Below are 12,263 nucleotides of genomic sequence, written 5' to 3'. Positions count from 1 at the left end.
GCCATGCGTTCCGGGCTTTGGGTGTTCCTGGGGTTATATCTGTGGCTGCTGCCGGCCGGCGTCGGTTGGCCGGAAGGGCAGGCGCGCGCCCAGGATGCCGGGCGCACTGAATACCTGATGGTGGGCTATACCTCCAAGGGGCGGGTGCCAGGGGTGGCTGTGTATCGCAATGAAAACGGGACCTTGCGCGGCCGGTGGACAAACGGGCAGGCGCAGGGGCGCATTCTGACTGAAACGGCTGTCCCGCAGTCCCTGACTGACGGCATCGAAGGAACCTACGAAACGACCGGCACGAATCCTGACGGCCGGATGTACCGTGGCAAACTGGGCATCCGCAAACTCGGCGACAAGGTGTATCTCCTCGCCTGGACGAATGGCGAAACCGGCGTCGGCATTCTGGCCGGGCAGGTGCTCGTGGTCGGCTATGGTGAGCAGCCCGGTGTTGCGCTCTATGCCCTCAAAGCCGACGGCAGCGGCGATGGTGGATGGACAACCCTGGAGATGCAGGGAGGGATCGGGCGCGAGCAGTTCTACGGCGGCGGCGGCTTGACCGCCACCCATCGCACCAAGGGCGTATCGCCTACGGGACAGCCCTACGAAGCCGCCGTCACGATTACCAAGGAAGGAAATGCCTACCGTCTGGCCTGGTCAACCGGAGAAGTCGGCATCGGTCTGCTGACCACCGCCAGGTGAAACGTCGGGTGAAACACTATGGTGCCTTTGTCCTGGTATCTCATCCTCAGCGCCGCCCTCTTTGCCATCGGGGCGGCCGGTGTCTTCGTCAAAAACAACATTATTTCGACCCTGCTGTGCCTGGAACTCATGCTCAACGCGGCCAATCTGGCTTTTGTGGCGTTTTCGGTGTTCCAGGGGACGGTGGAAGGACAGCTTTTCGTCATCCTCGTCATGGCGGTGGCCGCCGCCGAAGCCGGTGTAGGACTGGCGATCGTCATTGCGCTGTTCCGCAACCGCGAAACCCTCGATGTGGATGAATCCAGCCTCCTGAAACTTTGACGGCCCCTGCGTGGACTTCCCTCCGGGGACGCTGTGGATAAACGACTGGCATGTTGACCGTGATGATTCTCGCGCCCCTGTTTGGCGCACTGCTGCTGACCGTGGCTGGACGCCGGCTGGGCGAACGTCTGGCCGGGGCCCTGGCCTGCCTTGCTGTGGCCGTGGCAGCGGGACTGGCTTTCGCGGTCTTTTTTCTGAAGCTGCTGCCGGCGGCGCCGGATGCAGAAGGCGTACGCCGGGTGACGGAACGCCTCGGGATGTGGTTCAGCGTGGGCAGTCTGACCGCTGACTTTGGTCTGGCGCTCGATCCGCTGTCGGGCGTCATGGTGCTGTTCATTACGGGCGTCGGACTGCTCATCCACATCTTTGCCACCGGCTACATGCACGGCGACGAAGGCTACGTCCGCTTTTTTGCTGCGCTGAATCTCTTTGTGGCGGCCATGCTGACGCTGGTGCTGGCCGACAACCTGCTGCTGATGTTTGTCGGGTGGGAAGGTGTCGGGGTCTGTTCCTACCTGCTCATCGGGCACTACTTCACTCGTGACGAAGCCGCCGATGCTGCCCGCAAAGCCTTCATTTATAACCGTATCGGGGATGCCGGGCTGGTGCTGGCCATCCTGCTGCTGGTGACGAAAGCCGGAAGTGTCAACTTTGCGGACATTGCGCGCTGGGCGGCGCAGCAGCCGGTCGAAACACTGGGCTGGGCGGCGGTTGGCGCGGGCGGCCTGACCACCGTCGGCCTGTTGGTGCTGCTGGGGGTCACGGGAAAAAGCGCGCAGATTCCGCTGTTCGTCTGGCTGCCCGATGCCATGGCGGGGCCAACGCCGGTTTCGGCCCTCATTCACGCGGCAACGATGGTCACGGCCGGAGTCTATCTGCTGGCGCGGCTCAATGTTGTTTTCCTGCACGCGCCGACGGCGCTGGTCGTCGTTGCGGTTGTCGGCGGGGCAACGGCGCTGCTGTCCGCCACGATTGCCCTGGGGCAGGACGACATCAAAAAAGTGCTGGCCTACTCGACGGTTTCCCAGCTCGGTCTCATGGTCATGGCCTGCGGAGCCGGAGCCTTTACGGCCGGCATCTTTCACGTCACCACGCATGCCTTCTTCAAGGCGCTGCTCTTTCTGGGCGCCGGCAGTGTCATTCACGCGCTGCACGAAGAGCAGAACCTGCGGCGCATGGGTGGGCTGGGACGCTTCATGCCCCTGACCCGCTGGACGATGACGGCCGGTTGGCTGGCCCTGGCCGGTTTTCCGCTGCTGTCGGGCTTTTTCAGCAAGGATGAAGTATTGCTGGAAACCTTCGCTTCGGCCGTGCTGCCCGGCGGACTGGCCAAAACCCTCTGGGTGGTGGGCCTGCTGACCTCGCTGCTTACGGCCGTCTATATGACGCGGCTTATGGTGCTGACCTTCCACGGGGAACCGCGTGAGGCCGTCGCCCACGGCCAGCCGCACGAATCGCCGCTGGTGATGACCCTGCCGCTGGTGGTGCTGGCCGTGTTGTCAGTGTTTGGTGGCGTGCTCGGTCTGCCGGAAGCCTTTGGCGCCCATCCGTGGATGCGCGGCTTCCTCAGTCCACTGGTGACGATGCCGACCGAGTTCACCCACGAAGTGGCTTCCCATACGACGGAGCTCGTGCTGATGGGCATTTCGGCCGCCATTGCCCTGACCGGCATTGCCGGCGGATGGTGGTTCTTTCAACGCCATCCGCTCTGGGAAGCGCCGCGCATCCTGCAGGCGAAATACTGGGTGGATGAAGCGTATGACTTGGCGGTGGCGCGTCCGCTGGAAGCCCTGGCCCGGCGCGGCCTGTGGCAGGGGCTGGATGTCTCCGTGGTGGACGGACTGGTGGGCGGCATCGGGCGCAGCCTGTCGGCCCTTGGGGCTACCCTGCGTGAAATGCAGTCGGGCTATGCCCGTGGCTACGTCGTGATGATCTTTCTCGCGGCGCTGCTCATCCTGGGCTATTTTGTGTTTGGCCCCGGATAGTACGCCCGGCGATTGCATACAAACAGTGAGTGTGCCGTGACGTTCCTTGATTCCGGACTGTTGCTCGTCCTTCTGATTGTTGCGCCGGTGATGGGCGCGCTCGTCATTGCGGCTCTCGCGGCCACCTCGGCCGAAGCCGGCCGGCGGTACGCCCTGACCGTGGCGCTGACAACGGCGCTGCTGACCTGCGGGCTGTCGTGGCGGCTGATTGGCCGCCAGACCGACCCGGCGCTCGTCGTCAATGCACCGTGGATTCCCACGCTGGGCATCTGGTTTCACCTGGCTGTGGATGGTCTCAGCCTGTGGCTGATCCTGCTGGTGACGCTGCTGACGCCGCTGGCGATGCTGGCCAGTACGGCGATCACGACCCGGCGCCACATCTACTTCATGCTGGTGCTGCTGTTTGAAAGCGGGCTGATCGGCGTTTTTCTGGCGCGCGACCTGGTGACGTTTTATGTGTTCTGGGAAGTCGTGCTCATCCCGGCCTACTTTCTCATCGGCCTGTGGGGCGGGGAGAACCGTCTGGCAGCCGTCACCAAATTTTTCCTCTACACCGTTGCCGGAAGCCTGCTGATGCTCGCGGCGATCATCGGCCTCTATGTGGCGCATGGGCAAGCCACCGGGCGCTATACCTTTGACCTGGAAACGCTCGTCAAGGCGCGCAATCTGCTTTCGCCGGACCTGCGCCAGTGGTGCTTCTGGGGCTTTGCCATTGCGTTTTTCGTCAAAATTCCGGTGTTTCCGCTCCACACCTGGCAGGCTGACACCTACGCCGAGTGCCCGACGCCCATCACAGCGCTGCTGGCGGGGGCTATGTCGAAAATGGGCACCTATGCCCTCGTCCGGTTTGGCGTCGGACTGTTTCCCGAAGAGGCCCAGGCGTGGGCGCTGCCGGTGCTGGTGCTGGCCGTGGTCAGCATCCTGCACGGGGCGCTGGTTGCCATGGTACAGACCGATCTGAAACGGCTGCTGGCCTACTCATCGCTCAGCCACCTGGGGTTCGTAACGCTGGGGGTCTTTTCGTTCACGGCGTATGGCGTCGAAGGCGCGATGTTTCACATGGTGGCGCACGGCGTCACAACCGGCGCGCTCTTTCTGCTCGTCGCCATGCTGGAAACCCGGCGGCAGACGACCGACCTGGGCGAGTTTGGCGGTTTGGCCCAGGCGATGCCCCGGTTTGCCTTCCTGATGGTTCTGGCCAGCCTGGCCTCGGCCGGCGTGCCGTTCACCAACGGTTTCATCGGTGAATTTCTGACTCTGCTGGGGGCTTTCACGGCCACGCCGGGACGCTGGTTTGCCGTCGTGGCGGCCAGCGGCATGGTGTTGTCGGCGGTGTATCTGCTGACGGCCGTGCGGCGTACGCTTTTTGGGCCGCACAAAGCCACCTTCGAGATGCCGGATGCCGACTGGCGGGAAGTGCTGACCGTGGCGCCGCTGGCAGCTCTGATGCTGGTGATGGGCATCGCCCCCCGGTTCTTTCTGGAGGCCACGCGCCCGGCGGTGCCGCCGGTGGTCACGGCAACCTCCCGCCCGTCCTGACACCCTTCATTTATCCGAATTCATCCGACGCTACGCTGGTGGCTGATCATCCGTTGGCCACGCCCACTGGCCGGACCCGCGTTGTGCCTCTGCCGCAGACGCGCCCGTGGGAAGGGTGTGCCCGTGCAATTCTTCCGTGCAATTCTTCCGTCCGGGCGAGCACAGGGCTTGACAACCGCAGCTTGGTGTAGCATGTTGGCTTCAACTTGAAAATCATTTTCATTTACTAAGTTTGCCAAGTGCCGCCATGCCGCCCTGAAATCTTTTACGTCCCCCAAGCAAAAAGCCTCCGGTGCGGCAACACCGAAGGCTTTGAGCACAGTGTCCACCCGGTAGGCAACAGGATGGCGCGTGTGCGCGGGCACTCTACCCGATGCGCCGTCCGCAATGAAGCTCTAAAAGCCGTTTGTCCGGCGTGCAGGGAGTGGAGTGTTATGTCAAATGCAGTGATGGTGATTTCGTTTGCGAAACGCGCGGCTTTCCCTTGGTCTGGCCTCCGGGCTGGCCGTGGTTATTCGTGGATTGGTGTTCTGGTGATGGCCGTCTGGTTGGGGGTGGTGGGCATTGCCGGTGCGCAGGCTGAAGACCGGGGTGCTTTGACCGGCAGCGTAACCGATGGGCAGGGAGCACCAATCGCCGAAGCCAGTGTGCTTGTCCGCAGTGTGGCGACCGGAAGTACGCGCATGGCCCTGACGGCCGCCGATGGCACGTTTACCGTCGGCGAACTGCGCTATGGCGTCTATCAGGTACGTGTCACACGGGAAGGGTTTTCGGATGCCGTCGTCGAAGTGCGGCTTGCGGCACCAAGTGCAACCCTCGATCCCATTCGCCTTGCGCCGGGGACGATCCGGGAAATCGTCACCATCACGGCCAGCCGTACCGTTCGGGACACGATGACAACGCCGGAAGCCGTTTCGGTCGTGACGGAGCAGCAGTTGCAGGAACGGCTGCCGGGGACGGCCGCTGACATCCTCCGCGATTTGCCCGGAACTTATACCCAGTCGCAGAGCTTCCAGACGCGCCCCATCATCCGCGGGCTGGAAGGGAATCGCGTGCTGGTGCTGGTGGATGGCGAGCGCCTCAACCACGGGCGCACGCCGACGAGCCACGTCGGCAATGGCGTCGAGACGGGACTGGTGGATGTCGGTACGCTGGAAGCCATTGAAGTCATCCGTGGGGCCGGGTCGGTGCTCTACGGCACGGAGGCGCTGGGCGGTACGATCAACTTCATCACGCGCCCGCCGGCCACGGTGGACAGCGGGGTGCGGGTGAGCAGCGTGGTTGATCCCTTTTTCACCTCGAACGGCCCCGGTGGACGCTACGGCGGCAGCCTGAGTCTGGCAACCCGCCGCTTCACGGCCCGCGTCCGGCAGTCGTTTGAAAACTTCAGCGACTACACGGCCGGCGGCCCCGTGGAAGCCGGCTATGCCTCGGTGGTGCCACAGTTTGACCCGGTGACGCGCCGGGTGACGGGTTCAACCTACCGGACGAACGCCACGCGCGTCGAAGGTCGGTTCTTCTTCACGGAGCAGACTTTCCTGCGGTCGAGTTATGAGCGGCTTGCGTCCGCGCCCTACCGGTATCCGCTTCAGGGCACGTTCGACTTCCTGTTCAGCAACCGCGACAAGGTCAATGTGGGATTCGTCTCCCGTGATCTGTCACCGGTGATTGCCAGTGTCCAGATCAGCGGCTACTACCAGTGGCAGCAGCGGCGCGACCAGGTCATCGTACGGGCGTTGCCAGCGCTGTTTCAGGTCACGGACCGGCAGATCAATCCCACGACGGGCGGCTTTGATGGGCAGGTCATCCTGACGCCGTTCCGCAACCACATCATCACGGCCGGGATCAGTTTCTACCGGGACACCAGCGCCGATGATCGGATTGTCATCCGGGGAACATTGCCGACGCCGCCTGGCGGTCTGACCCCGGCTCAGGCGCAGACGCTGGCCGCGCGCATCCGTACCGACGGCGATGTGCTGCGTTCGCTGCGCAACAGCCAGCCCCGGCGGGATGTTCCGAACGCCAACTTTCAGGACCTGGCCTTTTTCGTGCAGGACGAATACACCCCCAGCCGTTATGTGCGGCTGATCGGCGGGCTGCGGGTGGATGGCTACCGTTCACGAGCGCTGGATACACCGAGTTACGACATCTTCAACCTCATACCGCCCGGAACGGCTGGTATCAACGGTCTGGAGTCGCTGCGCCATGCGAATGTGGCCGTCACGGGGTCGGGCGGCATCGTCGTCAGCCCTATCCCGGCGGTCAGTCTCGTGGCGCGGGTGGCGCGCAGTTACCGCGAACCGAACATCTATGACCGCTACAATGCCGGGGCATCCCACACGCTTAGCCCGACGACGCGCAGTATCACGATTCCAAACCCGAACCTGCGCCCGGAAACCGGCATCAATCTCGATCTGGGAGCGAAGGTGCGCTTCACGCGGTTTTCAGGCGCCTTTACCTATTTCCGAAACAACTACGCCAACTTCATCAGCAACTTCGGCGCGCCAGTGCCGGGGCTAGCGCCGATACCCAATCCGATTCCAGGGGGCGTGCCGCTGGCCGTGCTTCAGCGCCAGAACCTCGGCCGCATCCGCATGCAGGGGATTGAAGCCGAGTTTGAAGCGCCCTTCCGGCTGCCCGATGCATTGCGGTCATCGTTCGTGACGCTGCTGGGCAATCTGAGTGTGACGCGCGGAGATGACCTGCAGGCGAACCAGCCGGTGGACCCGTTCAACTTTCCGGTCGTGCCGGTCAAAGCCGTGCTGGGGACGCGCTGGAACTCGGCCACGAACCGCTACTGGATGGAGTATCGGTCGCGCATCGTCACGACCCAGCGCCGGTTGCCGCCCGGCAGCCTCTACGCACGGCCGGGCACGGCACGCCTGGGTTTCACGGTGCACGACGTGCGCGGCGGCGTCAACTTTGACCGCGAACGCTACGGTGTGGCGCTGACCCTTGGGGTGGAAAACCTGGGCAATCGCTTTTACCAGGACCTGTTTTCACTGTTCGATGCGCCGGCGCGGGGGCGTGCGTTCGTCGCCGGAGTGCGGTTGCGGTTTTTCTAATGCTCCAGGAGCCTGTCACTTATGGACATTCAATCGCTGTTTCGTCTGCCCGAAGACCCGGACCAGATACCCATCCCTGTGCGAATGTGGCTGTGTCTGGAGTGTGGCAACTTTCACCTGGCCATCGGTGGCGCCCACTACACATTTTCGCCGGAGCAGTTTCGCCACTTTGTGCGTGGCGTCAACGAGTGCGCCGTTCACTATGGACTGAGTGGCGTCGGGTTTGCCGAAACCCTGCGCCAGTGCTGCGCCACCGATCCGTTCGGGGCGCAAAATTAGGAGATAGAGAAAAGGCACATGGCGGGCAGGATGCCCGCCCTCCCAGGGCAAAATGCCCGCCCTCCCAGGGAGAGTGCCGGTGCATGACCATTTCCCGGAACATGCCGCATGTTGTTCATTCCGACCTGACACACAAAGGAGAACCATCCGATGACTACACCAAATCCAGCGGCTGAGTTGACAACCGACGCCGGCTATACGGCCGAAGACATTGCGCAGCAGTGGTCACAGTTGCGCCAGACCGAACCCAAACTCCGCATCCGTGACGCAGCCGCAAAGCTGGGCGTCAGCGAGGCCCAGCTTGTAGCGCTGGGCTGTGGGACGACGGCCACCCGCCTGAGCGCCGACTGGGGCGACTTCATCCGCGAACTGGAAGCCCTGGGGCCCGTCATGGCGCTGACCCGCAATGACGGCGCGGTGAGCGAAAAGGACGGCCACTACCGGAACGTCGAAATCTTTGCCGGGCACACCCGGATGGGGCAGGTGCTCGACAGCGGCATTGATCTGCGGCTGTTCCTCGACCGCTGGGCCATCGGCTTTGCCGTGTGCGAAGACTCGCCCCGTGGGCCGCGTCGCAGTTTTCAGTTTTTTGACGCCACGGGCACGGCTGTTCACAAAACCTACCTGCGGGAAGCCAGTCATGTGGAAGCCTTCGAGGCATTGACCAAACGGTTTGCCGCACCCGATCAGAGCCGGGAACAGGCCGTAAGTGCCCCGCCGCCGCCAGTGGCCGAAATCCCCGATGCCGAAGTGGATGTGGCCGGTTTTCGGCAGGGCTGGCGCGAACTCAAAGACACGCACGACTTCATCCGCCTGACACATCGCTTCAAGCTGAGCCGGACGCAGGCGCTCCGTCTGGCGGAACCGGAAATGGCCTGGCAGGTGCGCCCGGACAGCTTCGGACGCATTCTCGAAGAAGTCGCCGCCGCGCGGGAAAACATCATGATTTTCGTCGGCAACCCGGGCTGCATCCAGATTCACAGCGGCCCGATTCACAACGTCAAGCTCATTGGCGAGTGGCTCAACGTTCTGGATGACGGGTTCAACCTCCACGTTCACGAACCGAAGGTCCATAGCGCCTGGGTGGTCAAAAAGCCGACGGTGCGCGGGATTGTGACCGGAGTGGAGTTTTTCGATGCAACCGGCGAACAGATTGCCATTCTCCATGCCAAACGCCGGGAAGGTGAGACGCCCTCTCCGTTCTGGGCGGAGCTGTGTGAGCGTCTGACGCGGGTTTCATGACGCGGTTGGAACAAAGGCTTTTTGCCGCGCAGGGAAAGCCAAGACACTCCTGAGACCTGCGCGGCCGTCGGGGCGCGGACGGGGTATTGGTTGGTCAGGTCGCGTACTTCGCAACTCGGCCCCGACGTTTTTTTCTTGATCCTCCGGCGCGGCTTCTGGCGGAACCGCGCCGCCTGATGAAAGGCCTGATGAAAGGGAAGCCATGATGACCCTGAGACGTTGGTGTGCCGTTGTCGGGCTGGTCAGCCTTGGCCTGGGCATTCTGGGGGCCGGGAGCGGTTGTCGGCGCGATGTGACGACCCAGGCCGCAGTGCGGACGGTGACAGACGCCGCCGGGCAGCCGGTGGCCATCCGGGATGTGTCGCGGGTGGTCGCCGCTGGCGGGTCCGTCACCGAAATTGTCTATGCCTTGGGCGCAGAGTCGTTGCTGGTGGGGTGTGACGCATCGAGTCTCTACCCGGAAGCCGCCACGAAACTGCCGCAGGTGGGGTACGTCCGGGCCCTGTCGTCCGAAGGAGTCCTGTCACTGCGTCCGACGCTGGTGTTGACCGTCCCGGAAGCCGGTCCGCCGGAGGCGCTGGCGCAGTTGCGCGCCAGCGGGACACCGGTTCTGACCGTACCGGCTGAGCCTTCACTGGAAGGCGTCAGGCGCAAGATTCGCACTGTGGCGCAGGCGCTTGACCGCGAAGCCCAGGGCGAGGCGCTCATCCGGCAGTTGGAAGCTGACATGGCGCAGGTTCAGACCTACCTTGCCGAACGGCCTGCCAGACCGAAGGTGATGTTCATCTACGCCCGTGGGCAGGGCGCGGCCAACGTCGCCGGACGCGATACGGCGGCAGCGGAGATGATTCGGCTGGCGGGTGGCGTCAATGCCTTTGATTTTGAAGGCTACAAGCCACTGACGGCCGAAGCCGCCGTGGCCGCTGCCCCGGAGGTCATTCTGCTCCCGGCGCGTGGGTTGGAAAGCTCCGGCGGTATTGCCGGGGTGCTGTCCATGCCCGGTGTGAACCAGACTCCGGCCGGGCGCAACCGGCGGATTGTGGCGGTGGATGACCTGTTGCTGCTGGGCTTCGGCCCGCGAACCGGGCAGGGCGTCATGGAACTGGCGCGGTTGCTGCACCCTGAAAACACGTCCGAAAAGTGAGTGTGGCATGGCGGCTGTGAACATCCTGGCGACCCGTCCGCAAGCCCTTCGACTTCCCGGCCACTGGCTGATTGGTGGCCTGGCTGGCGTACTGTGCGGTATCGTGTTGTTGGCCGTGGGCATTGGCGCCGTGGCCATCACACCGGCGCAAAGCCTTTCCATTCTGGCTGAGTTGATTGGACTGGACGTTGGCGTGCCCTTTACCGAACAGCAACAGGCGGTGCTGCTCACGATTCGTCTGCCACGGGTGCTGTTTGGCGCGCTGGTCGGGGCCGGCCTCGCCATGGCCGGCGCGGCGATGCAGGGCGTTTTTCGCAATCCCCTGGCCGACCCCGGCATCATCGGGGTTTCGAGCGGCGCGGCGCTGGCTGCCGTGCTGTGCATTCGCACCAACGGGTGGTTGTTTGGCAAGGCCGGCGGGATGCTGGCTGTCTATCAGCTGCCCCTTGCGGCGTTTCTTGGCGGAAGTCTGGTGGCTTTCATCGTCTATCGCCTGGCACGCCGCGAAGGAACGCTGTCGGTCGGTCTGTTGCTGCTGGCCGGCATTGCCTTGGCGATGCTGGCGGAGGCGTTGCGGGGAGCGCTCATTTTTGCCGCCACAGATGACCAACTGCGGAGCGTGACCTTCTGGAGTCTGGGGAGTCTGGGAGCCGCTTCGTGGGTGAATCTCTCGATTGTCGCTGTGCTGGCTGTCCCGGCTATGGTCTGGCTGGGACGCCTGGCGCGCCCGCTCGATGCCCTGTTGCTGGGCGAGGCCGAAGCCCGGCATCTTGGCTTCGATGTCACCACGGTCACACGCCTGGCAATGCTGGCTGCAACGCTCATCGTCGGCGCCGCCGTGGCTTTTGCCGGCATCATCGGGTTTATCGGTCTCGTGGCGCCCCATCTCATCCGGCTTGCCGCCGGCCCGGGCCACCGGACGCTGCTTCCGGGGTCGGCCCTGCTCGGAGCATGTCTGGTCGTGCTGGCGGATTTGCTGGCCCGGACCATCGTCAGTCCGGCTGAAATGCCCTTGGGGGTTGTCACAGCCAGCCTGGGTGCGCCGTGTTTTCTGTGGCTGTTGTTACGGGAGCGGGGGTTTCGGTCATGATGCTTGAAGCGCGTCAGGTTGGCGTCGTTCTGGGCGGCAAAGTCCTGCTGGACAACATTTCGCTGACCCTGCTGCCCGGTCAGGTCACGGCCCTGCTGGGGCCGAATGGAGCGGGGAAGTCCACGTTGCTCAAGGTGCTGACCGGCGATGTGACGCCGACCTACGGCGCGGTGTATCTCGATGGCCGCCCGCTGGAGGGGTGGTCGCTCGTGGAGCGGGCACGGCGGCGGGCCGTGGTGCCCCAGGAATCCTCCCTGGCTTTTCCGTTCACGGCCTTTGAGGTTGTTCTGCTGGGGCGCGCGCCGCACGTGGCTCTGCGTGAAACACCGCAGGATGTCGCCATTGCCCAGCAGGCCATGGCGCAGACCCGTGTTGACCATCTGGCTGCGCGGGCCTATCCGTCACTTTCCGGCGGTGAACGCCAGCGCGTGCAGTTTTCCCGCGCCCTGGCCCAGATTTGGGAAGCCCTGCCCGATGGGTCCGCACGGTGGCTGCTGCTCGACGAGCCAACTTCCAGCCTCGATCTGGCGCACCAGTATGAAGCGATGGCTGTGGCGCGGCAGCTTGCCCAGGAGGGCGTCGGCGTCGTGGTGGTCGTGCATGACCTCAACCTGGCGGCTTACGTGGCCGATGACATTGTGCTGCTTGACCGGGGACGCATCACGGCGGAAGGCCGCCCGGAAGACGTGCTCACGGCGGAGCGCATCCGGGCCGTATTCGGGCTGGATGTCGTCGTGACGCCACACCCGCATCACGGCCGGCCCTGTGTCGTGCCGCTTCCGCCGTCCCGGCCGGGCAGTGAAGGGCGGCGGGAACGCCCGATGTCCTCGCCGATCCTGCGTTTCCGCCTGGTTTCACGGTAGGCGCATGTACGCGAGTGGCGAGTAGCGAGTGGCGAGTAGCGA

Annotated in this window: 10 protein-coding genes; all 10 read left to right on the top strand. The window is 64.0% G+C overall.

Features of this window, described 5'->3' with window-relative positions; genetic code table 11:
* Positions 1–3: 3 nt before the first annotated feature.
* The 10 genes from J8C01_RS06590 to J8C01_RS06545 all read left to right on the top strand — a co-directional run bounded on the left by J8C01_RS06590 (position 4) and on the right by J8C01_RS06545 (position 12,221).
* A complete protein-coding gene (locus J8C01_RS06590) occupies positions 4–693 on the top strand; it encodes a hypothetical protein (RefSeq protein ID WP_211431407.1) in 690 nt (229 codons plus the stop codon).
* Between the two features lie 18 nt (positions 694–711).
* Positions 712–1,014: an NADH-quinone oxidoreductase subunit NuoK gene (nuoK, locus tag J8C01_RS06585; RefSeq protein WP_014099845.1), complete on the top strand. Its 303-nt coding sequence runs from the start codon at positions 712–714 to the stop codon at positions 1,012–1,014.
* A gap of 50 nt (positions 1,015–1,064) precedes the next feature.
* Complete coding sequence (gene nuoL / locus J8C01_RS06580) at positions 1,065–2,999, top strand: NADH-quinone oxidoreductase subunit L (RefSeq protein WP_211431406.1); 1,935 nt, start codon at positions 1,065–1,067, stop codon at positions 2,997–2,999.
* A 36-nt stretch (positions 3,000–3,035) separates the two neighbouring features.
* On the top strand, positions 3,036–4,538 hold the full coding sequence (locus J8C01_RS06575; protein ID WP_211431405.1) for a complex I subunit 4 family protein: 1,503 nt from the start codon (positions 3,036–3,038) through the stop codon (positions 4,536–4,538).
* A gap of 596 nt (positions 4,539–5,134) precedes the next feature.
* Positions 5,135–7,603 (top strand): TonB-dependent receptor, encoded by a 2,469-nt coding sequence (locus J8C01_RS06570; protein ID WP_371821101.1) that lies wholly within the window; start codon positions 5,135–5,137, stop codon positions 7,601–7,603.
* Positions 7,604–7,624: 21 nt separating this feature from the next.
* Positions 7,625–7,882, top strand: coding sequence for a hypothetical protein (locus J8C01_RS06565; protein WP_014099841.1), 258 nt, complete (start codon positions 7,625–7,627; stop codon positions 7,880–7,882).
* Between the two features lie 150 nt (positions 7,883–8,032).
* Positions 8,033–9,124 (top strand): hemin-degrading factor, encoded by a 1,092-nt coding sequence (locus J8C01_RS06560; protein WP_211431403.1) that lies wholly within the window; start codon positions 8,033–8,035, stop codon positions 9,122–9,124.
* Positions 9,125–9,326: 202 nt separating this feature from the next.
* Positions 9,327–10,268 (top strand): heme/hemin ABC transporter substrate-binding protein, encoded by a 942-nt coding sequence (locus J8C01_RS06555; protein ID WP_211431402.1) that lies wholly within the window; start codon positions 9,327–9,329, stop codon positions 10,266–10,268.
* A 7-nt stretch (positions 10,269–10,275) separates the two neighbouring features.
* Positions 10,276–11,358: a FecCD family ABC transporter permease gene (locus tag J8C01_RS06550; protein ID WP_211431401.1), complete on the top strand. Its 1,083-nt coding sequence runs from the start codon at positions 10,276–10,278 to the stop codon at positions 11,356–11,358.
* A complete protein-coding gene (locus J8C01_RS06545) occupies positions 11,358–12,221 on the top strand; it encodes a heme ABC transporter ATP-binding protein (RefSeq protein WP_014099837.1) in 864 nt (287 codons plus the stop codon). Before J8C01_RS06550 ends, J8C01_RS06545 begins: the two co-directional genes overlap by 1 nt.
* Positions 12,222–12,263 lie beyond the last annotated feature (42 nt).

Source organism: Chloracidobacterium sp. D (assembly GCF_018304685.1).
Lineage (GTDB): Bacteria > Acidobacteriota > Blastocatellia > Chloracidobacteriales > Chloracidobacteriaceae > Chloracidobacterium > Chloracidobacterium thermophilum.
This window is presented reverse-complemented; position numbering and strand designations above follow the sequence as displayed.

Bases quoted from the DNA above. Each gene is read 5' to 3' on its own strand.
- J8C01_RS06550 (WP_211431401.1), top strand. From the start codon at position 10,276: ATGGCGGCTGTGAACATCCTGGCGACCCGTCCGCAAGCCCTTCGACTT.
- J8C01_RS06560 (WP_211431403.1), top strand. From the start codon at position 8,033: ATGACTACACCAAATCCAGCGGCTGAGTTGACAACCGACGCCGGCTAT.
- J8C01_RS06565 (WP_014099841.1), top strand. From the start codon at position 7,625: ATGGACATTCAATCGCTGTTTCGTCTGCCCGAAGACCCGGACCAGATA.
- J8C01_RS06555 (WP_211431402.1), top strand. From the start codon at position 9,327: ATGATGACCCTGAGACGTTGGTGTGCCGTTGTCGGGCTGGTCAGCCTT.
- nuoK (WP_014099845.1), top strand. From the start codon at position 712: ATGGTGCCTTTGTCCTGGTATCTCATCCTCAGCGCCGCCCTCTTTGCC.
- J8C01_RS06545 (WP_014099837.1), top strand. From the start codon at position 11,358: ATGCTTGAAGCGCGTCAGGTTGGCGTCGTTCTGGGCGGCAAAGTCCTG.
- J8C01_RS06590 (WP_211431407.1), top strand. From the start codon at position 4: ATGCGTTCCGGGCTTTGGGTGTTCCTGGGGTTATATCTGTGGCTGCTG.
- nuoL (WP_211431406.1), top strand. From the start codon at position 1,065: ATGTTGACCGTGATGATTCTCGCGCCCCTGTTTGGCGCACTGCTGCTG.